This window comes from Legionella bozemanae (assembly GCF_001648595.1).
Taxonomy (GTDB): domain Bacteria; phylum Pseudomonadota; class Gammaproteobacteria; order Legionellales; family Legionellaceae; genus Legionella; species Legionella bozemanae.
On sequence record NZ_LBAW01000013.1, the window covers coordinates 38,038 to 59,027 of the forward strand.

Sequence of the window (20,990 nt, forward strand, 5' to 3'; positions counted from 1 at the left end):
CGTTATTGCTTATTCAATTTTTAAAAACATGTTTCTAAAAATTCGCGTATTTTTTTTACTGACATCTACTTTTCTTCTTTGCCAATGCACTACAGCGGTGAATCCTCCAGAAATAGCTGCACCAGTGCCTGCACCCAAAGTAGAGAAGAAAAAAATAGCGAGTCCTTATTCCAAACCTACTGGAAGCTACCTTGCGCAGGCTAAAAATCAAGAAGGTATGGAAAAACAACAATCCTTGCTTTTGGCTGCAGGCCGACTGATTTCAGAGGGGCAATGGCGCCAAGGTGCTGCTATTTTAGCACAGACTTCTGACTTAACACCGGCACTTAAGGATGAAAAGAATCTTTTATTGGCACAAATTGATCTCATGCGTGACCGACCCCAAATCGCATTGAATAAATTAGATGGCATTACTGAACGTGATGGATTATCTGCTTATCAAAAGATCCAGCTTCATGAACTTTTAGCACAAGCTTATCGTGGTACAGGCAAACAATTGGAATCGGTTAATGAGCGTATCCAACTTGAGGCTTTGTTGACTGATGAGGAAAGTCAAGCCAATAACCGTCGCACACTTTGGTTAACTTTAACGCGCATACCCCAAGCAGAATTAAACTCTTTCGCAGCACAAGCCGCGAATCAAGCGGTGTTACAGGGCTGGATAGAGCTCGCATTGATTTCACGCAAATATCGTGACAATCCAAAATCGCTGCTCGCTGCTTTAGATCATTGGCAATCTCAATACAGAAGTCATCCCGCAAATCATATTTTGCCTACGCCACTGGACTCTATTGCAGATAAAATGCGTAGCCAACCAAAACAGGTAGCACTTTTGTTACCCTTAAGCGGTGCATTGCAAGGCCCAGGAACTGCAGTTCGGGATGGATTTATGGCGGCATACAAGGGCAATAATAGCGAAACATCCATGCAGGTGAAAACTTACGATACCAATAAAGGTGATGTTGCCTCTTTATATCAAAATGCAGTCAATGATGGTGCTGATTACATTGTGGGGCCTCTAACTAAATCGCAAGTAGCTGCAGTTGCGGCACTGCCCCATCCTGTTCCTACACTATTACTCAATGATGCAGATACCGCTATCCAGGAAAATTCCTATTTATTTGGACTTTCACCAGCAAATGAAGCAACTCAGGTAGCAATCAGGGCAAAAAATAAAGGATATAGCCGAGCATTAATTATTGCACCAGGAAATGATTGGGGAAAGGATGTGGCCAAAGCATTTACTCAACAATGGCAAAAGAATGGTGGACGTGTTGTTGATACTTTTTTATATGGATCTAATGATGATTTGAATAAAAGAATGAAAGATTTTCTGCAAATCACTAACAGTCAACAACGCGAAAAGAAATTAAGGGAGTTATTAGGACAAAAAATCCAGCCGGTTATTAGTCGTAGGCAAGATTTTGATATGATATTTTTGCTGGCCTATCCGTCAAAAGCCCGGCAAATTATGCCTTTATTAAATTATTATTATGCAGGAGATGTTCCCGTATATGCTACCGCCAGTGTTTATGGAGGCAATGCTAATCCTTTGAAAGATAAAGATCTTGATGGAATTATTTTTTGTGATATTCCTTGGGTTTTCTCGCATCAGGCGGGAACCCGTAATTGGCCAGAACAATTTAATAGCTACAATCGATTGTATGCTTTAGGAATAGATAGTTATACTTTGGCTACCCAATTGAATCAATTGATGTTATTCCCAGCAGACCAATCGCAGAACGGAGAGGGTATTTTATATCTTAAGGCGTCTCAGCAGGTTGCCCGTGTTTTGGAGTGGGGGCAATTTAGACAAGGTCTTGTCCATTCATTAGGTGAGACGGCGTAATTGATGACTTATGAGAAAGGACGTATCGCTGAAGAAAAAGCTTTAGCTTATTTAGAAAAACAAGGTCTTGAATTAATTAAAAAAAATTACAATTGCCGTCTGGGTGAAATTGATTTAATTATGCGTGATAAAGATCAGCTGGTTTTTATAGAAGTGCGTTCGCGGGTTTCTCTGCAGTTTGGTGGCGGCATTGCAAGTGTTACTTATGCAAAAAAGCAAAAAATACTCAAAGCAGCCGCATATTATATGCTGGAACATCAAAAGTATAATCAATTTGCTCTTCGTTTTGATGTGGTAAGTATTGATGGAAAATCAGCGTCCATTAATTGGGTAAAAGATGCATTTGGCACAGATTATTGATTGATGTAATTTTGGATAAAATGAGACGTCACTCCCATTAAGTTTAAGTATGTGAACATTATCTCACGCCCCGCGAACAAGTCCCGGGACGTAGGCGGAGAAGTGATTTCTTGACTTAATGGCATGAGACGAAGCGTAACGAGGGAATTTTTTAGTTAAACAGTAAACTACAAAAAAGTATGAAATAGAGGTTTTAATATGATGGTACAAATGGAAGAACGAGTAAGACATTTGATTGGGGTGAATATAGAAACCAAAATAGCGCTTGCTGATTCTTTATCTGATTTGATTGCCAAGGCTGGACAACGCTTAGTAAATTGTTTGCTTGCTGATGGGAAGATATTATTATGTGGTAATGGGGGGTCAAGTGCCAATTGCATGCATTTTGCGAGCGCTATGTTGAACCAGTTTGAAGTAGAAAGACCTTCTCTTCCCGTAATTAATTTAAGTACGGATGCGACCAGTTTAAGTTTTTCTGCAAATGATAATCATTACAGTCAGGTATTTGCGCGACAAATTCAGGCCTTAGGGCAAGAAAATGATGTGCTGCTTTTGCTAACGACTTCGGGTAATTCAGACAGTATGTTGCACGCACTTCATGCTGCAAATGAACGCGGAATGGATACCGTTGCGTTAAGCGGGCGTGATGGAGGTGTGCTTGCAAATCATTTAGGGCCTGAAGATATTGAACTGCGTGTTACCTCAGACAATTCTGCACGAATAAGAGAAATGCACCTGTTCATCTTACATTGCTTTTGTGATTTAATCGACCAATCATTGTTTGGTCAGGTTTTGGGGTAAAAAATGAAGTTTAAATTAAAATCAATAGCTTTTCTTTTAGTAATTACCTTATTAACAGGATGTGTTGCCGCTGTAGTAACCGGCGCCGTTGCAGGAATGGTTTATGATCGACGCGGTGTAATTACAATGGAAGCAGATGCCCGCTTATTTCATTTAGTTCATAAAGCAATCGTAACAAACCGTCAGTTTAGAGATTCACGAGTTCTTGTAACCAGCTTTAATCGAGTTGTCCTACTTGTAGGCCAAACACCAACAGCTTCTTTACGTAATTTGGCGGAAAAAATCGCGCAAACTACTCCGGGTGTATATAGAGTATATAATGAAATATCGGTAGGCTACCCTATCCCACTTACCGAACGCTCCAAAGACAGTTGGATTACCAGCCAGGTTCGCAGCATGTTGCTGGCCAAAAAAGGACTTGAGTCCGGCTCCATTCGTATTGTGACAGAAAATAAAGTAGTTTATCTCATGGGTATCGTTAATGACCAGCAAGCAGCTCTTGCAGTTGATGCCGCGCGGCGCGTTAATGGTGTAAGTAAAGTGGTTAAAATTTTTCAGTACATTCACTAAATAATATGTTAAAACAAGGATGTTTTGCTGCACTACTTGCTTTCGCTCTCCTATGCTTATCCGGTTGTATGGGCAGCATATGGACAGGCGCCACTATGGTTTACAATCGACATAATGTCTATAAAAAACTGGATGATTACAGTTTATACATTAAAGTAAATAATGCGATAATGGTTGATAATGCTTTTAAGAACACTGAAAGCGTTATTGATATCGCAATTTTCAACGGCGATGTTTTAGTAGCAGGACATGTCCCTACCGCTGAAATGCAAATGGAATTAAGCCAGCGTTTAGCCAAAGTAAGGGGTTATAGACGTTTGTTTAATCAAGTCAAAGTGAGTGCTTTGGAGTCTAATACAGTACAAGACAGTTGGATAACGACTAAAATTCGCAGCCAAATTTTTGCTGATGATTCTATTGATCCTAATGCATTCAAAATAGTTACTTCAGACCGAGTTGTATATTTGATGGGCGATGTCCGTAAGGAACAAGCAGAAAAAGTAATTAATATGGCAAGGCGAACAAATGATGTCGTGCGGGTAGTAAAAATTCTTAAGTATTATACTTATCAGGATAATTCCGTAGGGTAATAGTGTACCTCAGTAATTATTAACCAATAGAGTTCTTGCATAACATAACTATTTGTATTAATCCCTTGCTTCAGTTGAATTAATTTTAAGTAAAAATCAGCTGCTTTTATAAGGCAGCTGACTATTTGCTCTATAATATGATTCTTAAGCAATGGGGAATATTCGAATTTACTTGCGTAGAATCATAGAAGCACCCATATCATGATCCAGGTCAGGGTCATTTGTTTTAAAGAACGCGCTATTATTAAAGTTTAAGAACATGCTTAAATTAACAAAAGGTTTTTTCGCACTATTATACATATAAGTAAAAGTCCCAATACCTGCAGGAAGTTTATCTTCTACCGTGGTTTGGCGTATTTCCCAGGGGCCGCCATCCATAAGTGAATACCCAGTCTCTTCCTTGTAAGCAATTAATTTCTTAAAATCATCATCTGTGAAATGAAAAGAAATTTGATTGTTTATAATCTGCACTTCACCTACCTTTTTAATTATACGTCTGCTAGTTGGAGCTACTTGCTCTCCTAAATAGATAGCCTCGCCATTGATAAAGTAAGGGGTACCATTCTCACTAATGTTTCCACGAATACATAGCATAACTCGGCTACCCTCTTTAGCTCTAGCATGTAAAAAAAACATTTAAACTCTCCAAATTAATAAAATAGTTGCTAAATTTATTTTCTTAGCTTGAAAAAGAACACTGAGTGATAAATAGCGATCAATTAGGATCCATGATCGGTATTATGAAAATAAGTGTTCGGAATGGATGTAATGTTACAATTTCGGTGGTTTATCATTACTCCAACATTAGGGAATTTTGAAACAGCGCAATATTATATAACTTATTGGTATATAACAATAAATTTAAACTGAGCTAATATTTTTAAGCTAGCTTATCCATCAATATCCTCTTTCGGATTGGACGTAAAGGAACATAGAGATTCGTGGATTTGGTGTAAAAAAGGTTTTCTCAACGTGTGACTCATGGCGAATTTTGAATTCACCTATCAGAATAATTTAAGGTGGTCCTAAAAAAAGCGTTTGCTCAATAACATACATCCAATCGCTTTTTTTAGGACGTATGTTTTTAATGGAAACCTCCCTTATCGGGACGTTTTCGCATTTTCCTCAATTTAAATTGACGTAGCAATCCCGTAGAACCGTTTAACCCGTCTTCTTCTTCATTACTTAAGCCATTACTTTGATTGCATGGGTGGGATCTACAGTGTTGACGATATTCAAGATGATGTTTGTTATGTTTATGATGTAACCCATCGCTATAACGAGCGAGCATTTTTTGCTGCAGACTGGCTGCAGTATGTTGGATCTTATCAGGCATGTTTTTTCCTTTTGCGAGGTTAATAAACACTACTTATTACCCAAATGTGGCGATAATAAGCTCCACACTTTAATTATAGACGCTAAAATCTATTCTAACTGGATTCAGAAGGGATTAAATGCAAATATAGAAGGGGGTTAAAGTACCTCCGGAGTAAAGTCGAAATAGTTCACTTAAGGAGAAAAAGAATGAATTATTTGCACACGATGGTGCGAGTTACCGATTTGGACAAATCACTTGATTTTTATTGCAAGAAATTGGGGTTGATTGAAGTCAATCGCATGGAGAATCAAAAAGGCCGATTTACCTTGGTATTCCTTGCAGCACCTAATGACTTAGAGCGAGCAAAACAACTTAAAACGCCATTGCTTGAACTTACTTATAACTGGGATCGTGAAGAGTATCAAGAAGGACGAAATTTTGGTCATTTAGCGTACCGTGTAGATAACATCTATGAGACATGCCAACGATTGAAAGATTCAGGGGTTGTCATTAATAGGCCTCCACGAGATGGATATATGGCATTTATTCGCTCTCCAGATAATATCTCCATAGAGTTGCTGCAAAAAGGAGAGCCTTTGCCCACTCAAGAACCCTGGGCGTCAGAGCCAAATGTAGGTCATTGGTAATAAAGATTCTCGCATATATAAAATATAGCGTTGATTATTCATGCTGGTTGCTTTATAATTCGCGCGGTGAAACTTAGGTGAATATGTGAACAAACAGCTAAGTAAGCGCGGAATTGTACGGCTATGGCTTGTGCAGTCCAGCGTTACATTGGTCTTTGCAGCGTTTTGTGCGTTAATATACGATATTAATGCAGCAAGTTCAGCATTGCTTGGTGGTATGGTTTGTATTGTTCCTAATGCGTATTTTGCAAGCAAACTGTTTAAGTATCAAGGTGCTCGTTCAGCCAAAAAGATAGTGAATAGTTTCTATAAAGGCGAAGCGTTAAAGATAGTAATATCGGTATTCTTATTCACCGCGGTGTTTTTACTATTTAAAATTACACCACTAGCGTTTTTTGGAGCATACATTATGATCCTGATGACGCATTGGTTTGCCCCGTTGATTATTGTAAACAAACAGAATAGGCCTGAAAGTGACTGAAATGGTATCTAGCACAAACTACATCAAGCATCATTTAACATATCTTACATATAACGTTAGTGATATGAAATTTGGTTCGGGCGGTTTCTGGACATTGAATCTTGACACCTTATTTTTCTCAATTGTTTTAGGGATTTTTGTTTGTGGCTTAATGTATTTTGGTTCACGCAAAGTGACTACCGGAATTCCTGGTAAATTACAGAATTTCGCGGAAATTATGCTCCAGTTTGCCGATAATCAGGTAAAAGATTGCTTCCATGGCAAAAATAACTTGATTGGTCCTTTGGCTCTAACCATATTTTTATGGGTTTTCCTGATGAATTTTATGGATATTTTCCCCGTAGATGTATTGCCTGCACTTGCTCAAGCTGGTGGAATTCATTATCTTAAAGTAGTGCCAACTAACGATTTGAACTTAACCTTTGGCATGTCAATTTCTGTATTTATTCTGATTATTTTTTACAGCATTAAAATAAAAGGCACTAAAAAATTTATAAAAGAGCTTACCTTACAGCCTTTTAATCATCCTGGATTTATACCTTTTAACCTGTTGCTTGAAGTGGTTGGTCTTGTTGCAAAGCCAATTTCACTAGCACTGCGTTTATTTGGGAACTTATATGCAGGCGAATTAATATTTATATTAATTGCTCTGTTAACCTTAAATGCTGCAACATCATCAACAGTGAGCACAATGACTTTAGGCTCAGCTCAATTTATTTTGGCGCTGGCGTGGTCAATATTCCACATATTGGTGATAACATTGCAAGCATTTATTTTCATGGTGCTAACGATTGTTTATCTAAGTTTGGCACACGAAGATCATTAACCGATTTAATTTTCATCCATTGTAAAGGGGATAAATATGCAAGCCGCTAGTTTAATAGCACAAATTCAAAGTATGACCGTTGTTGCGGTTGCCTTGTTAATTGGTTTGGGTGCATTGGGCACAGCGATAGGATTTGGTTTGCTTGGTGGCAAATTCCTTGAAGGCTCAGCTCGTCAACCAGAAATGGTTCCAATGTTACAAGTAAAAATGTTCATCGTTGCAGGTTTGTTAGACGCCGTAACTATGATTGGAGTGGGTATCGCATTGTTCTTTACTTTCGCAAACCCTTTCCTTAGCAACCTGGGTTCTTGATAACACATGATCGGGGCGCGTGGCGCCCTAATTGTTCCAGGAGATAAACGGTGGAAATTAATTTAACATTAATCGTACAAATGCTCGTTTTCGCAGCTTTTGTTTTGTTTACCATGAAATTAGTATGGCCTCCACTAGCAAAAGCTATGGAAGAAAGACAAGACAAAATTGCTGATGGCCTAGCTGCTGCTGAACGTGGTCGCAAAGAATTAGAGTTAGCACAACATCGCGTGAAAGATGAGTTAAAGCAAGCCAAAGTTCAATCGGCTGATATCATCGAAAAAGCGAATAAGCGTGCTGCGCAAATCATTGAAGAAGCAAAAGAAACAGCAAAGCATGAAGCGCAAATGCAGGTAAAACTGGCACAAGAGCAATTGATGCAACAAATCAATCATGCAAAAGACGAGTTGCGTAAACAAGTCGCAAACTTAGCAATAACAGGTGCTGAGAAGATTTTGATGCGTGAAATAGATGCTAAGGCAAATACTGCATTATTAGATAACTTGATAGAAGAGATTTAAAATGTCTGATAGTACCACCATAGCCAGACCCTATGCCAAGGCAATTTTTGAATATGCCTTAGGGGAAAAAGAATTAGCTGAGTGGTCAGCACATTTGAGAAATCTTGCACAAGCAGTGTTGACACCTGAGGCTGAAAAATTTATTGCAAATCCAGCAACGACTGTTACGCAACATATTGAGTTGTTGGAGGCAGCAAGCGGTGCAAAATCAAAAGAAAACAAGCCATTAAATAATTTAATCGCATTAGTGGCTACCAATAAAAGATTGATATTGCTCCCTGAAATTTATGCACTCTATGAAGCACATCGGGCAGAGCAAGAAAAAACTCTGAGCGTTGATGTAAGCAGTTATTCTGATTTATCAAGTGCACAACAACAGCGATTAATTGAATCATTAAGTCAGCGCTTACAGCGCAAGGTCTCGTTAAAAATCAGTATTGATCCTTCCTTGCTTGGTGGAGCAATAATTCGAGCGGGCGATTTAGTTATAGATGGTTCAGTTCGTGGCAAGCTTAATAAGCTTAGCACTGAATTGGCCGCATAAATTAGAGGATAGTTTCCATGTCAGAACAAGTAGCGTTAAATCCTTCTGAAATCAGTGAATTAATCAGAAAGAAAATAGAACACTTTAGTGTAGTATCGGAAGCACGAAATGAAGGTACTATTGTCAGTTTGAAAGACGGTGTTGTGAGCTTACATGGCCTAGAAGATGTAATGGCTGGTGAAATGATCGAGTTTCCAGGCGGCGTTTATGGCCTAGCTCTTAACCTTGAAAGAGATTCAGTAGGCGCAGTTGTTCTTGGTGAATATTCTTCTTTAGCTGAAGGCCAAAAAGGTAAATGTACTGGTCGTATTCTTGAAGTTCCAGTTGGAAAAGGTCTGCTAGGACGTGTTGTTGATGCTTTAGGTAATCCAATTGATGGTAAAGGACCTATTGATGCAGCCGGCATGTCGCCAATTGAAAAAGTTGCTCCTGGTGTTATTGCACGTAAATCAGTAGATCAACCTGTACAAACAGGATTGAAAGCGATTGATGCCATGATTCCAGTTGGACGCGGACAGCGCGAGCTTATCATTGGTGACCGTCAAACAGGAAAAACAGCAATCGCAATTGATGCGATTATTAACCAGAAAGGTACTGGCGTTAAATGCGTTTATGTAGCAGTCGGCCAAAAAGCGTCATCTGTTGCTGCAATAGTACGTAAGCTCGAAGAACATGGTGCTTTAGAACACACAATCGTTGTTGTTGCTGGTGCTTCTGATTCAGCTGCGTTGCAATTTATTGCACCTTATGCTGGCTGTACCATGGGTGAATACTTCATGGAGCGAGGCGAAGATGCATTGATTGTTTATGATGACTTAACTAAGCAAGCCTGGGCCTATCGACAAATTTCATTGTTGTTAAGAAGACCACCTGGCCGTGAAGCTTATCCTGGTGATATTTTCTATTTACATTCTCGTTTGTTAGAAAGAGCTGCACGTATTAATGCTGCCGAAGTAGAAAAACTGACTAATGGCGAAGTTAAAGGAAAAACAGGATCATTAACTGCATTGCCAATTATTGAAACTCAAGCTGGTGACGTATCCGCGTTCGTTCCAACAAACGTTATTTCCATTACCGACGGTCAGATTTTCCTTGATGTTGATTTATTCAACTCAGGTGTGCGTCCAGCAATTAACTCTGGTCTTTCTGTATCGCGGGTCGGTGGTGCGGCACAAACAAAAATCATGAAAAAATTGGGTGGTGGTACTCGTTTGGCACTGGCTCAATTCCGTGAATTGGAAGCGTTTTCGCAATTTGCTTCTGACCTTGATGATGCAACACGTAAGCAGTTAGAGCGTGGTCAGCGTATTACAGAGCTGATGAAACAAAAACAATATTCTCCATTGTCTGTCGCAGAAATGGGTACCGCATTGTTTGTTGTTGAAAAAGGTTATTTAGATGATGTACCTGTAAATGAAGTGGCAGCGTTTGAAGCATCATTACATGACTACATGCGTAGCTCTCATCCTGATCTGTTACAACTGATCAACGAAGAAGGCGCTTACGATAATGACATTGAAGCAAAATTGAAAAAAGCTGTAGAAGACTTTAAGCTTACAGCAAGTTGGTAAGTCAATTTAAGGCGAAGTAAGATTATGGCTGGAGCAAAAGAAATCCGTTCGAAAATTTCGAGTATTAACAAAACTCGAAAAATTACTCGTGCGATGGAAATGGTGGCAGCAAGCAAAATGCGTAAAACTCAGGAAAGAATGCGCGCATCTAAACCTTATGCCAGTAAGATCTACAGTGTAGTAAAACATATTGCTCGTGCACACTCAGAGTACAGGCATCCGTTTATGAGTCATCGCGAGATTAATCGTATCGGCCTTATCGTCGTTACGACCGACCGCGGTCTCTGTGGCGGCTTAAACGTCAACTTATTGCGAGAAACAGTCCGCACAATCCGCGGCTGGAAGGAGCAGGGTAAAGAGGTTGATCTTGCCGTCATTGGGCGTAAGGGACAAGCATTTTTTAAACGCGTTGGCAGTAATGTTCTTGGCTCAAAGGAACACTTAGGTGATACACCGGGTATTAAAGACATCATTGGTATCGTTAAGGTCATGCTTGATGCTTTTAACAATGGCACCATTGATGCGTTGCATGTAGTCTACAACGAATTTGTTAACACCATGACCCAAAAACCTGTGGTGAAACAATTATTGCCATTGCCAAAATCAGAAGAAGACAGCACGTCAATGGGGCATCATTGGGATTATATTTATGAACCTGATGCTAAGGAGCTGCTGGATAATCTTTTAGAACGTTATATCGAATTACAGATTTATCAAGCAGTAGTTGAAAATATTGCTTGTGAACAAGCGGCGAAGATGATTGCAATGAAAAATGCAACGGACAATGCCGGTGATTTGATTAAAGAATTTCAATTGGCTTATAACAAAGCCCGACAAGCTGCAATTACTCAAGAGTTGGCAGAAATTGTCGGTGGCGCAGCCGCTTTATAAGAGGGTATAAAATGAGCTTAGGAACTGTAGTAGAAATTATTGGCGCGGTTGTGGACGTCGAATTCCCCCGTGAGAATGTCCCTAAAATCAATGATGCATTGAAACTTGCTGATGGCGATTTGGTTTTCGAAGTACAGCAGCAGTTGGGTGATGGTGTAGTCCGTACTATTGCTATGGGAACAACCGAAGGACTTAAGCGCGGTGTAAAAGCTGAAAATACAGGCCATCCTATTCAAGTGCCTGTAGGAAAGAAAACTTTGGGTCGTATTATGGATGTTCTTGGTCGTCCTGTTGATGATGCGGGTCCAATTGGTGCTGAGGAGCACTGGGCTATTCATCGCAAGCCGCCAACATACGAAGATCAAGCTGGAAGTCAGGAATTACTTGAAACAGGTATTAAAGTTATTGACTTGCTTTGTCCTTTTGCCAAGGGGGGTAAAGTGGGGCTATTCGGTGGTGCCGGCGTAGGTAAGACCGTTAACATGATGGAATTAATTCGTAACATCGCGATTGAGCACAGTGGATACTCAGTATTTGCTGGTGTGGGTGAGCGTACTCGTGAAGGAAACGATTTCTATCATGAAATGAAAGAATCCAATGTATTGGATAAAGTATCATTAGTTTATGGTCAGATGAACGAGCCACCAGGTAACCGTTTACGCGTTGCATTAACTGGCTTGACTATGGCGGAGAAATTCCGTGATGAAGGCCGTGATGTATTACTATTTGTTGATAATATTTATCGTTATACCTTGGCAGGGGTTGAAGTATCTGCTCTATTAGGCCGTATGCCTTCAGCGGTAGGTTACCAACCAACACTTGCTGAAGAAATGGGTATGTTGCAAGAACGTATTACTTCTACAAAGACCGGTTCTATTACCTCGATTCAAGCAGTATACGTACCTGCTGACGACTTAACTGACCCCTCTCCAGCAACTACTTTTGCGCACTTGGATGCTACAGTTGTATTGTCACGTCAAATTGCTGAGTTAGGTATTTATCCTGCGGTAGACCCATTGGATTCAACTTCACGACAATTGGATCCACTCATTGTAGGACAAGAGCATTACGATACTGCTCGTCGTGTACAGCAAACATTACAACGCTATAAAGAATTAAAAGATATTATTGCGATTCTTGGTATGGACGAATTATCTGAAGAAGATAAGCGTGTTGTTACTCGTGCGCGTAAAATCCAAAGATTCTTGTCACAACCATTCTTCGTTGCTGAAGTCTTTACTGGTTCTCCAGGAAAATATGTATCACTGAAGGATACAATTAAGGGTTTCCAAGGTATTCTCGCCGGTGAATATGATGATTTACCTGAGCAAGCATTTTATATGGTTGGTAGTATTGAGGAAGCAGTTGCTAAAGCTAAGACCTTATGAGGTAAGCAAATATGACTAGAACAACGCACTTAGATATTGTTAGTGCTGAACATGAAATATTTTCCGGTTTGGTTGAGATGGTTGTTGCAACTGGAGAATTAGGCGAGATAGGCGTTACAGCCGGTCATGCCCCTTTGCTTACAGTTCTGAAACCAGGTGAAGTGCGACTCACTTTACCTGGCGGTCACCAAGAAATTTACTACGTTCAAGGTGGAATGCTGGAAGTTCAACCTAATAATGTCACTATTCTTGCTGATGTCGCTGAGCGTGCTGAGCATCTTGATGAAGCAGCTGCACTTGCTGCAAAAGCGCAAGCTGAAGCCGCAATGGCTGGCAAAGGTGGTGAAATGGATTATTCAGTCGCCACTGCGGAATTGGCACGTGCTGTTGCCCAAATCCGAGCGATTCAAAAAGTCAGGAAAATGGTTAAGTAGTACTCTTATATTTTAGAGTTTCTTTCTTCATTCTTTTATGTGAAAGGAACTCTAACTCAAAAACTAATATCTTTTTATCACTATTGAGACGCTCTTTATTAATGAGGCAGCCACTAAGAGAGCAAATAACTCTTCAGTCGGTTGGGTTCTTCTCACTAATGGCAATTGCCCAGTCAAAAATTCTTACCAGTCAGTATCTTTTCACTTTCACTTTCCTGCAGTTCATTTTTAGCGGCAGAAAGTTTATCTTTTATTATCTTAAAATGAGAGTGATTATAAGTAATTCCACTGTGCATTAAATCAGTAAATTTATGTAAGAAAATACCAGCCTTAAGGCTCAATTTAACAGGCTGGTGTTCCTTTTTATCAAGGACTGCCTTGGCAGTTTCTGAAAAAGGAACGCCATGAGTTTGTAACTGACGTAATAAATACAAATCAGCTCTCTCAACTGCAGAAACACTCATAGAAATTGTTTTTAAATATTCTGGTGGAATACTTTTAATAAAATAGGCTACCATGTAGGGTTGATTTTGTTTAATGGATTCCAGTAAATATTCCATATTTTTTTCAACACTCAAAGGCTGTTTTTTAATAACTAATCGTTCAACAAGCAGCCTGACACATGCAGTACTTCCGCTGTGAATAGCATGAGGGATTGCTTTATGCAGTTCATCAGCCCCTAGCCCAGATATCCCATAATAATTCATTACTTTTTTAAGTAGATTAGGATTACCGCCCTTCGCCGCCGCTTGAATTACTTGAGTCGGGTTATTAAATGGCAAAGCTTTTTTCAGCAGAAATAACTGGTCATAAGTTTTTTCCCGTCCATGGGCTAAAGCATCAATAAATAAAGTGGCAAAAGTTGCTGAATCCTTATTGTTGCCCAGTAAAGCTGCCAAAGCATCTGGGTTATTATTTACAACAGCAATCCTTGCCGCCTGAAGATCTTTATCTTTTGCACCGAGTTCTAGTAAATGCTGAATCACAGAGGCATCATTAATTTCAGCTGCTTTTCTCAGAGTATTAAATACTCCACCAAAATGAGAAACAGCCACATCATCAATATTTTTTTGCGTTAAATAATGATCATAAAGTTCAGAAATTTTAGGGAAAATTCGAGGTTCGTTGTTTTCTGGATGGCGAATGACACTAATTGTCATTCCTAAAGCGCCCCCTTTCTGATATCTAAGTACATTATTATGTAACTCGGCAATCACCTCCCTTTCACTTGCAAACTCTTTTGTTCCTGACGAGTAATTGGGATCGTATACGACATATTTATTATCTTTCCTTCTAACTGACACGGCATGCATAGTACCGCCAATACGCATTACTTCATTTTGTTGCAACGCGAGTGTCTTAAAAATTTCTTCCCAATTTTTATCACTGGTCGTTATGGCAAAATCAAAGGAGGATTTCATCGGTTTATTATTGATAGTCAATGCGCGCATTGAATTGGCCTGACTTAACTCTTTATCAAATTGTTCAGGGAATAAAGTTAAAACCACATCATAGACAAATTGGTTTATATCAGATTCCATTGCAGAATCAGGGTTTTTCTTTACTATCTCTTCGAGTATCTTAAAAAATTGATTTTCCTTTCCTTCCAGAACATATTTTGCATACAAAGTCGCAAGACCGTTACAAACCCCTTCATTATTCATTTGTACTGGCATATTATGCCATTTAAGATACAGATTTAATTTATCAATCACCTGCTTTTGATCAACACTCCGTTTCATAACCTTCGCTCCGATTTTAGTTCGCGTTGATCCCAACAACAAAAACTGTTAGTTTTCTCCCTAGCTTATTTATAAGTATATAACGTGACTATTACGTAAAACTTAACGTAGTCCAATTTTGAAATTTGGTGACGAAGCGATTAATTTGCTCTAAGCGTGTTGCCTAAAAAATACAAAAGACAGAGTTTGTTATTCATTTTTAATTGAATTGTTTGATTTAATTGGCCAAGCCGTTGATTTGTTAATAAAGTATGCCGCTCGTTCTGCTTGGAAGGGGTTATCTTTTGTTAAAGCAATTAATCTATCAAAAGTCTCTTTAAAGTTATCAATATTCGCGATGAACTGCTCATCACCGGAAATAAGGTAGCCTCCCATTAAATAATCTTTACTCTATTCAATATATATTGTCCTTTTTAATGTTATTCATTGCGATGAGAAATGGTGTGAAAAAGCTATAATTTCTATGTTATTTACAAGGACTTAGCATTTTTATTCGATAATAATGCACAAAGTTATCCACAGGTGAAAAATGATTTAAAATAGGTTGATTTTAAAAGTTAATTAATTTTCAATAGGTTACGTTAAATATGGTAATCATCATGAAGAAATATACAAAGTTATTCACAATTTATAAGCTGTTCCTCTATATGACATCATAAGGACTCTGCTAAAATTACTTTGCAATAGAGCATCTCAATGGTTAAATAGTAATTATTAATTTCATGAATAAAAAAACGATGAATGCAGTAACAGAACGAAAAGCATTAACTGAATTTACGGAAAAGGCGTACCTTGATTATTCAATGTACGTCATTTTAGATAGAGCCTTACCCCATATAGCTGATGGATTAAAACCGGTTCAGCGGCGTATTATTTATGCAATGTCTGAGCTGGGTTTGAAAGCGACCGCCAAATATAAAAAATCGGCACGTACGGTTGGGGATGTGCTGGGTAAATTCCATCCTCATGGTGACAGTGCGTGTTATGAGGCCATGGTATTAATGGCACAACCGTTTTCCTACCGCTATCCTTTTGTTGATGGTCAAGGAAACTGGGGATCTCCTGATGATCCTAAGTCCTTTGCTGCCATGCGTTATACGGAAGCTCGATTATCACCTTATGCTGAAGTATTACTTTCAGAATTATTACAAGGTACCGTCGATTGGGTTGACAATTTTGATGGGACATTACAAGAGCCTGCATTACTGCCAGCACGCTTACCTAATATCTTATTAAATGGCGCTACAGGTATTGCTGTGGGTATGGCTTCAGATATTCTGCCGCATAACTTAACCGAAGTAGCCAATGCTTGTGTGCATTTATTAGATAACCCCCAAGCAGATTTAGCTGCTATTACTCAGTACATTAAGGGGCCTGATTTTCCGACTGAAGCGGAAATAATTACCCCGCCGGAAGCAATTGCCAATATGTATGAAACGGGGAATGGTTCAATTAAAATGCGGGCGGTTTATAGTCAGGAAAAACAAAATATAGTAATTACTGCTCTGCCTTATCAGGTCTCTGGTGCCAAAGTAATAGAACAAATTGCGCTCCAGATGCAACAGAAAAAACTGCCTATGGTAGAGGACTTACGCGATGAATCCGATCATGAGCATCCCACTCGATTGGTAATTATTCCACGTTCAAACCGAGTTGATGCAGAAGGTTTGATGTCTCATTTATTTGCAACCACGGATTTGGAACGAAGTTATCGCGTTAACTTCAATATGATAGGACTTGATGGCAGGCCAAAGGTAAAAAATTTACTGGATGTTCTAAGGGAGTGGTTGTCCTATCGCTTAACGGTAGTAAGGCGACGCTTGGAGTATCGGTTGGCAAAAGTTCTGGATCGCATTCATGTGCTTGAAGGGTTGCTGATTGCTTATCTGAACATCGATGAAGTCATTGCGATCATTCGCGAACATGAGCAACCCAAACAAGGGTTAATGGCACGATTTAATCTCAGCGATCGGCAAGCTGAGGCGATTTTAGAAATGAAGTTGCGCCATTTGGCAAAACTGGAAGAAATAAAGATACGTGGTGAGCTGGATGAGCTTTGCGCTGAACGCGATAATCTGCAAAATATTTTAGCCTCGGAACAACGATTAAAAGCGTTGGTTAAAGAGGAAATTATTAAAGACAGGGATGAGTTTGGTGATGTGCGTCGTTCACCAATTATTGTCCGACAAGAATCACAAGCATTAAAAGAAGAGGATATTTTACCCAATGAGCCAATTACTGTAGTACTCTCTAAAAAGGGCTGGGTAAGGGCAGCTAAAGGTTATGATGTAATCGGTAGCGAGTTGGGTTATAAAGCCGGTGATGAATTTAAAGCGCAAGCCATGGCGCGTTCAAACCAACAAATCCTCTTTTTTGATAGTGAAGGCAAAGTTTATTCCTTGCCAGGCCATGTTTTACCATCGGCGCGAGGCCAGGGAGAACCTTTAACAGGTAAGCTTAATCCTGCCGAAGGTGCGTTATTCGAAGCAGTGGTCGGCGGTGAAGCGGAACAAATGGTGTTATTAGCCTGTGATGCAGGATATGGTTTTATCGCTAAGATAGGCGATTTGTATGTAAAAAATCGTAATGGCAAGGCGTGTATTAAGCTGCCTGAATCCAGCCATATTTTGCCGCCTCGCATAGTCCCCAAGCATGATGAGCTATTTGTTGCCTGTGTTACCAGCACTGGTCGATTACTCATTTTTTCTGCCAGGGAAGTCCCAGAATTATCGCGCGGGAAAGGAAATAAATTAATCAGTATCCCTTCTGCCAAAGCAGTATCGCGTGAAGAATATGTGATTGATATACAGGTACTTTCTGCAGATGATTCACTCACGGTACATGCTGGAAAACGGCATTTTACTTTGAAAGGAAGTGATCTGGATCATTATAAAGGTGAGCGTGGACGTCGAGGCAACCGATTACCGCGTGGTTTGCAAAATGTGACTCAATTACAAGTCATTACCTCAGAATAGTTTCTGTAGCTTGGGTGAGAATGCAGGCCTTAGTTTAAAAAAGGTTGGTTAAAATGTGCTCCGTGATGGATGGATTCCTGCCTTCGCAGGAGTGACACCATTCGCTTTTCTGCTTACCTTGATGGCTATGGGATTAACAGCCTAGTTTTCACATGAATGCTCTGTTAAATAATCCCTACTAGTGATAAAGTGCTTTGAAGTAAAGAAGCTAATGTCATTTCCATTAATGGAAAATAGTTTAGATAGGGAATTCTTAGCACCCATGTTAAAATTTTTTACCTTCGTTGCTTGCTTGTTTCTTAGCGCCTGTATGGTCGGTCCTAATTATAAAGAGCCGCTAAAACCAGTCGTTACACATTGGCCAAAAAAGGATGCAACAGTAAAAGAAGCGCCATTTAAAACGACTAAATGGTGGGAGGTTTTTCATGATCCTGTTCTGACTTCATTAATTTACGAAGGTTATTATAATAATTTGACGCTGCAGATCGCAGGAGTAAGAGTACTGCAAACTCGTGCCCTCCTGGCTCAATCGGTAGGTATGCTCTATCCACAACAACAGGCAATGACCGGTAACTTTACCTATTATGAAATTGGTGGAAGTCAACTGCAGTCAATTCTACCTCCATCATTCGAAACATTATCATTAGGTTTTGCAGCAAATTGGGAAATTGATTTTTGGGGAAAATATCGAAGAGCAATTCAAGCCAATGATGCAACATTTTTATCTTCTCTCGCTGCTTATGATAATGCATTAGTTACTCTTACCGCAGACGTTGCCAGCACCTACATCCAAGTTCGAACGTTTGAAGCACAAATTAAAGTAACCAAAGCCAACATCGTCGTGCAAAGAGAGGGGTTAAAAATAGCCAAGGCTCGATATAATGCTGGTGAAACAAACCTCATGGATGTGGAACAAGCACAGACGGAGCTTTCACAAACAGAAGCATCTCTTCCGCCACTGGAAAATAGCTTAGAACAGCAAAAAAATGCACTGGCTCTTTTATTAGGTACAATGCCCAATGGGGTGGACGGAGAGCTTAAGAAAAGCAAAGGAATCCCTAAAGCGCCTTCAACTGTAGCAGTGGGGATTCCTGTAGAAAGTTTGGCGCGACGGCCGGATATTCATCAAGCCCGTTTAGAGGCGATTGCACAATCCGCTAAAATTGGCGCAGCAAAAGCAAATCTTTTCCCCTCCCTTGCCTTAAATGGTACTTTTGTTTTTTCATCAAACAACATTGGCCAAAACTCACTTGCAGATTTGTTTAATTGGGCGAATCACTCGATAACCGCTGGTCCCACATTGACCTGGCCAATACTTAATTACGGTCAAATTACGAACGCAGTACGGGCACAAGATGCTGCATTCCAGCAGAGCTTGTTAAACTACATTAATCTGGTTCTCAAAGCGCAGCAAGAAGTGCAAAATGGTATTACCGCCTATATCGAGGCAAAAAAAGCGGAACGCGCACTAACCAAAGCAAATAACGCGGCTATTAAAACACTAAAACTGGCAATCGTCCGTTATATTAATGGAGAAGTTGATTTTACTCCGGTGCTGAATGCCGAACAGCAACAATTGAGCGTACAGACTGCATTGGTTAACGCACAAGCCAATATTCCACTCGCATTAGTCTCACTTTATCGAGCACTGGGCGGGGGCTGGGAAATCCGTGGTACTAATGATGTTGTGCCGCCCCTAATAAAAGCTGAAATGGCAGCACGTACAAACTGGGGCACTTTGCTCAAACAGCAAAATCATGAGCCACCGCGAACTAAGAAAGAACGATTTAAGGAGCTTTATTTACCAAAATGGTAGGATCTGCTTCCATTCCTACTCTCTTGGCCAAGCGAGCGAAATGGAAACAGATCCTAGAGAAAAATTTCTTTTCCCAAGGGAAATTAGGAAAATTTAAATAAAATGGTGTTGGGTATGAACTTTAATAGAGATTCAAAATCAGTCAAAATTGCAGGGATAGCAGTTGCTATTTTACTTCTCATTTATCTGATTTCACATATTTTTGGCAAAAGCAGCCCGCCAGCCATCCCTGCACCCAAGGTTGTTGTGCAAAAACCAATACGTGCAGAAATGGCTGAATATGTTACGCAAACAGGGAATACAGTCGCTTATAATTCGGTTAATCTGGTTGCACGTGTTGAAGGCTATCTTGATTCAATCGAGTTTGTTGATGGAACGTTTGTTAAAAAAGGAAAGGAGCTCTTTGTTATACAGCCTGAGCCTTATTTTGAGAAACTAAGGGCTGCCAAGGCGACGGTTACTGCAGAAAAGGCGAGCCTTGTCTACAACAAGGCTGAATATGCACGCCAACAACAAATGTACAAACAACATGCTACTTCATTAAACGAAGTTGAAAAATGGTATGCCAAAACATTGGAAATTGCCGCAGGAGTTGATAAAGCCGAAGCAGAAGAAGTCAACGCAGCGATTAATTACAGTTACACGCATATTTCAGCTCCATTTGATGGCCGAATCGGTCGGCATTTAGTGGATGTGGGTAACCTTGTGGGGCATGGTGAGGCCACAAATTTAGCTACCATAGAGCAGATCGATCCTATCTATGTTTACTTTAATTTAAATGAACTCGATTTACTCAAATTACGGGCCGCAGCTCGTGCGCGAGGATTTAAACCTCAGGATATTAAACAAGTTCCTGTTGAAGTGAGTCTGCAAAACGATCCTACGGTTAAGTACAAAGCAACGCTTGATTTTGTTAATACAGGTCTTAATGCATCTACTGGTACTATGGAGCTGCGCGCTGTATTAGAAAATAAAGAGTACATTTTTGTACCAGGTCTCTTTGTACAAGTACGGGTCGCTATCTCCAAACCTAAAAAGCAATTAACGGTGCCTGATACAGCGATCCTTTATGATCAGATCGGTTCTTATGTATTGACTGTGGATAATGATAATGTTGTGGTGACAAAACGGGTAACATTGGGCAGTGTAGAGAATGGGATGCGTGCTGTGGTCACAGGACTTTCGGCCCAAGATCAAGTCATCATTGATGGCCTGCAATACGCGACTCCCGGTAATAAGGTTGAGCCGCATGAACTGGCACAAACAAAAGATAATGATGAAAGCAAACCCAAAGATAATGGGAGCGCCAAACATTAATTTAGATGGGTCAGGGAGTATTGTTTCGGTGATCGGT

22 protein-coding genes are annotated in these 20,990 nt (G+C 39.9%); 18 read left to right on the forward strand and 4 right to left on the reverse strand.

The window, feature by feature from the left end:
* The first annotated feature begins 28 nt into the window (after nt 1-28).
* From A8O27_RS10790 to A8O27_RS10810, 5 genes are all read left to right on the forward strand, one after another.
* Nucleotides 29-1,849 carry a penicillin-binding protein activator gene (locus tag A8O27_RS10790; protein WP_058459586.1) on the forward strand — a complete coding sequence of 607 codons (1,821 nt, stop codon included), beginning with the start codon at nt 29-31 and terminating at the stop codon, nt 1,847-1,849.
* A gap of 3 nt (nt 1,850-1,852) precedes the next feature.
* Nucleotides 1,853-2,209: a YraN family protein gene (locus A8O27_RS10795; RefSeq protein ID WP_058459587.1), complete on the forward strand. Its 357-nt coding sequence runs from the start codon at nt 1,853-1,855 to the stop codon at nt 2,207-2,209.
* Nucleotides 2,210-2,410: 201 nt separating this feature from the next.
* Entirely contained in the window at nt 2,411-3,010 is a 600-nt protein-coding gene (locus tag A8O27_RS10800) for a D-sedoheptulose-7-phosphate isomerase (RefSeq protein WP_058459970.1), read from the forward strand.
* A gap of 3 nt (nt 3,011-3,013) precedes the next feature.
* Entirely contained in the window at nt 3,014-3,580 is a 567-nt protein-coding gene (locus tag A8O27_RS10805) for a BON domain-containing protein (protein ID WP_058459588.1), read from the forward strand.
* Between the two features lie 5 nt (nt 3,581-3,585).
* Nucleotides 3,586-4,170, forward strand: a complete 585-nt coding sequence (locus tag A8O27_RS10810) for a BON domain-containing protein (RefSeq protein ID WP_058459589.1) — start codon at nt 3,586-3,588, stop codon at nt 4,168-4,170.
* Between the two features lie 168 nt (nt 4,171-4,338).
* Here the strand turns inward: A8O27_RS10810 and A8O27_RS10815 are convergent, their stop codons facing one another.
* Both A8O27_RS10815 and A8O27_RS10820 read right to left on the reverse strand, forming a co-directional pair.
* Entirely contained in the window at nt 4,339-4,806 is a 468-nt protein-coding gene (locus A8O27_RS10815; protein ID WP_058459590.1) for a hypothetical protein, read from the reverse strand.
* Nucleotides 4,807-5,254: 448 nt separating this feature from the next.
* Complete coding sequence (locus A8O27_RS10820) at nt 5,255-5,506, reverse strand: hypothetical protein (RefSeq protein ID WP_058459591.1); 252 nt, start codon at nt 5,504-5,506, stop codon at nt 5,255-5,257.
* A gap of 188 nt (nt 5,507-5,694) precedes the next feature.
* Here A8O27_RS10820 and A8O27_RS10825 point away from each other — a divergent pair, with 188 nt between their 5' ends.
* The 10 genes from A8O27_RS10825 to A8O27_RS10870 all read left to right on the forward strand — a co-directional run bounded on the left by A8O27_RS10825 (nt 5,695) and on the right by A8O27_RS10870 (nt 13,103).
* On the forward strand, nt 5,695-6,135 hold the full coding sequence (locus A8O27_RS10825) for a VOC family protein (RefSeq protein WP_058459592.1): 441 nt from the start codon (nt 5,695-5,697) through the stop codon (nt 6,133-6,135).
* A gap of 85 nt (nt 6,136-6,220) precedes the next feature.
* Nucleotides 6,221-6,616: a F0F1 ATP synthase subunit I gene (locus A8O27_RS10830; protein WP_058459593.1), complete on the forward strand. Its 396-nt coding sequence runs from the start codon at nt 6,221-6,223 to the stop codon at nt 6,614-6,616.
* 1 nt (nt 6,617) lies between these two features.
* On the forward strand, nt 6,618-7,442 hold the full coding sequence (gene atpB / locus A8O27_RS10835; RefSeq protein ID WP_082642447.1) for a F0F1 ATP synthase subunit A: 825 nt from the start codon (nt 6,618-6,620) through the stop codon (nt 7,440-7,442).
* A gap of 36 nt (nt 7,443-7,478) precedes the next feature.
* Entirely contained in the window at nt 7,479-7,754 is a 276-nt protein-coding gene (gene atpE, locus A8O27_RS10840) for a F0F1 ATP synthase subunit C (protein ID WP_010655291.1), read from the forward strand.
* Nucleotides 7,755-7,804: 50 nt separating this feature from the next.
* On the forward strand, nt 7,805-8,275 hold the full coding sequence (locus A8O27_RS10845; protein ID WP_058459594.1) for a F0F1 ATP synthase subunit B: 471 nt from the start codon (nt 7,805-7,807) through the stop codon (nt 8,273-8,275).
* A 1-nt stretch (nt 8,276) separates the two neighbouring features.
* Nucleotides 8,277-8,819: a F0F1 ATP synthase subunit delta gene (locus A8O27_RS10850; protein ID WP_058459595.1), complete on the forward strand. Its 543-nt coding sequence runs from the start codon at nt 8,277-8,279 to the stop codon at nt 8,817-8,819.
* Nucleotides 8,820-8,836: 17 nt separating this feature from the next.
* Entirely contained in the window at nt 8,837-10,390 is a 1,554-nt protein-coding gene (atpA, locus tag A8O27_RS10855) for a F0F1 ATP synthase subunit alpha (protein WP_064115090.1), read from the forward strand.
* A 24-nt stretch (nt 10,391-10,414) separates the two neighbouring features.
* Nucleotides 10,415-11,281 (forward strand): F0F1 ATP synthase subunit gamma, encoded by an 867-nt coding sequence (gene atpG / locus A8O27_RS10860; protein ID WP_058459597.1) that lies wholly within the window; start codon nt 10,415-10,417, stop codon nt 11,279-11,281.
* A gap of 11 nt (nt 11,282-11,292) precedes the next feature.
* Complete coding sequence (atpD, locus tag A8O27_RS10865; protein WP_058459598.1) at nt 11,293-12,669, forward strand: F0F1 ATP synthase subunit beta; 1,377 nt, start codon at nt 11,293-11,295, stop codon at nt 12,667-12,669.
* An 11-nt stretch (nt 12,670-12,680) separates the two neighbouring features.
* Nucleotides 12,681-13,103 carry a F0F1 ATP synthase subunit epsilon gene (locus A8O27_RS10870; protein ID WP_058459599.1) on the forward strand — a complete coding sequence of 141 codons (423 nt, stop codon included), beginning with the start codon at nt 12,681-12,683 and terminating at the stop codon, nt 13,101-13,103.
* Nucleotides 13,104-13,276: 173 nt separating this feature from the next.
* Here A8O27_RS10870 and A8O27_RS10875 read toward each other — a convergent pair whose 3' ends face one another.
* Both A8O27_RS10875 and A8O27_RS10880 read right to left on the reverse strand, forming a co-directional pair.
* Entirely contained in the window at nt 13,277-14,845 is a 1,569-nt protein-coding gene (locus A8O27_RS10875; RefSeq protein ID WP_058459600.1) for a dehydroquinate synthase/iron-containing alcohol dehydrogenase family protein, read from the reverse strand.
* Nucleotides 14,846-15,034: 189 nt separating this feature from the next.
* Nucleotides 15,035-15,220, reverse strand: a complete 186-nt coding sequence (locus A8O27_RS10880; RefSeq protein ID WP_058459601.1) for a CHASE3 domain-containing protein — start codon at nt 15,218-15,220, stop codon at nt 15,035-15,037.
* Nucleotides 15,221-15,567: 347 nt separating this feature from the next.
* Here A8O27_RS10880 and parC point away from each other — a divergent pair, with 347 nt between their 5' ends.
* The 3 genes from parC to A8O27_RS10895 all read left to right on the forward strand — a co-directional run bounded on the left by parC (nt 15,568) and on the right by A8O27_RS10895 (nt 20,953).
* Complete coding sequence (gene parC, locus A8O27_RS10885) at nt 15,568-17,820, forward strand: DNA topoisomerase IV subunit A (RefSeq protein ID WP_058459602.1); 2,253 nt, start codon at nt 15,568-15,570, stop codon at nt 17,818-17,820.
* Nucleotides 17,821-18,082: 262 nt separating this feature from the next.
* On the forward strand, nt 18,083-19,636 hold the full coding sequence (locus tag A8O27_RS10890) for an efflux transporter outer membrane subunit (protein WP_058459972.1): 1,554 nt from the start codon (nt 18,083-18,085) through the stop codon (nt 19,634-19,636).
* Between the two features lie 114 nt (nt 19,637-19,750).
* Nucleotides 19,751-20,953 (forward strand): efflux RND transporter periplasmic adaptor subunit, encoded by a 1,203-nt coding sequence (locus tag A8O27_RS10895; RefSeq protein ID WP_235810525.1) that lies wholly within the window; start codon nt 19,751-19,753, stop codon nt 20,951-20,953.
* Nucleotides 20,954-20,990: the final 37 nt, after the last annotated feature.

Coding starts and splice junctions, on each gene's coding strand:
- A8O27_RS10790 (WP_058459586.1), top strand. CDS start 29: ATGTTTCTAAAAATTCGCGTATTTTTTTTACTGACATCTACTTTTCTT.
- A8O27_RS10795 (WP_058459587.1), top strand. CDS start 1,853: ATGACTTATGAGAAAGGACGTATCGCTGAAGAAAAAGCTTTAGCTTAT.
- A8O27_RS10800 (WP_058459970.1), top strand. CDS start 2,411: ATGGTACAAATGGAAGAACGAGTAAGACATTTGATTGGGGTGAATATA.
- A8O27_RS10805 (WP_058459588.1), top strand. CDS start 3,014: ATGAAGTTTAAATTAAAATCAATAGCTTTTCTTTTAGTAATTACCTTA.
- A8O27_RS10810 (WP_058459589.1), top strand. CDS start 3,586: ATGTTAAAACAAGGATGTTTTGCTGCACTACTTGCTTTCGCTCTCCTA.
- A8O27_RS10815 (WP_058459590.1), bottom strand. CDS start 4,806: ATGTTTTTTTTACATGCTAGAGCTAAAGAGGGTAGCCGAGTTATGCTA.
- A8O27_RS10820 (WP_058459591.1), bottom strand. CDS start 5,506: ATGCCTGATAAGATCCAACATACTGCAGCCAGTCTGCAGCAAAAAATG.
- A8O27_RS10825 (WP_058459592.1), top strand. CDS start 5,695: ATGAATTATTTGCACACGATGGTGCGAGTTACCGATTTGGACAAATCA.
- atpB (WP_082642447.1), top strand. CDS start 6,618: ATGGTATCTAGCACAAACTACATCAAGCATCATTTAACATATCTTACA.
- atpE (WP_010655291.1), top strand. CDS start 7,479: ATGCAAGCCGCTAGTTTAATAGCACAAATTCAAAGTATGACCGTTGTT.
- A8O27_RS10850 (WP_058459595.1), top strand. CDS start 8,277: ATGTCTGATAGTACCACCATAGCCAGACCCTATGCCAAGGCAATTTTT.
- atpA (WP_064115090.1), top strand. CDS start 8,837: ATGTCAGAACAAGTAGCGTTAAATCCTTCTGAAATCAGTGAATTAATC.
- atpG (WP_058459597.1), top strand. CDS start 10,415: ATGGCTGGAGCAAAAGAAATCCGTTCGAAAATTTCGAGTATTAACAAA.
- atpD (WP_058459598.1), top strand. CDS start 11,293: ATGAGCTTAGGAACTGTAGTAGAAATTATTGGCGCGGTTGTGGACGTC.
- A8O27_RS10870 (WP_058459599.1), top strand. CDS start 12,681: ATGACTAGAACAACGCACTTAGATATTGTTAGTGCTGAACATGAAATA.
- A8O27_RS10875 (WP_058459600.1), bottom strand. CDS start 14,845: ATGAAACGGAGTGTTGATCAAAAGCAGGTGATTGATAAATTAAATCTG.
- A8O27_RS10880 (WP_058459601.1), bottom strand. CDS start 15,220: ATGGGAGGCTACCTTATTTCCGGTGATGAGCAGTTCATCGCGAATATT.
- parC (WP_058459602.1), top strand. CDS start 15,568: ATGAATAAAAAAACGATGAATGCAGTAACAGAACGAAAAGCATTAACT.
- A8O27_RS10890 (WP_058459972.1), top strand. CDS start 18,083: ATGTTAAAATTTTTTACCTTCGTTGCTTGCTTGTTTCTTAGCGCCTGT.
- A8O27_RS10895 (WP_235810525.1), top strand. CDS start 19,751: ATGAACTTTAATAGAGATTCAAAATCAGTCAAAATTGCAGGGATAGCA.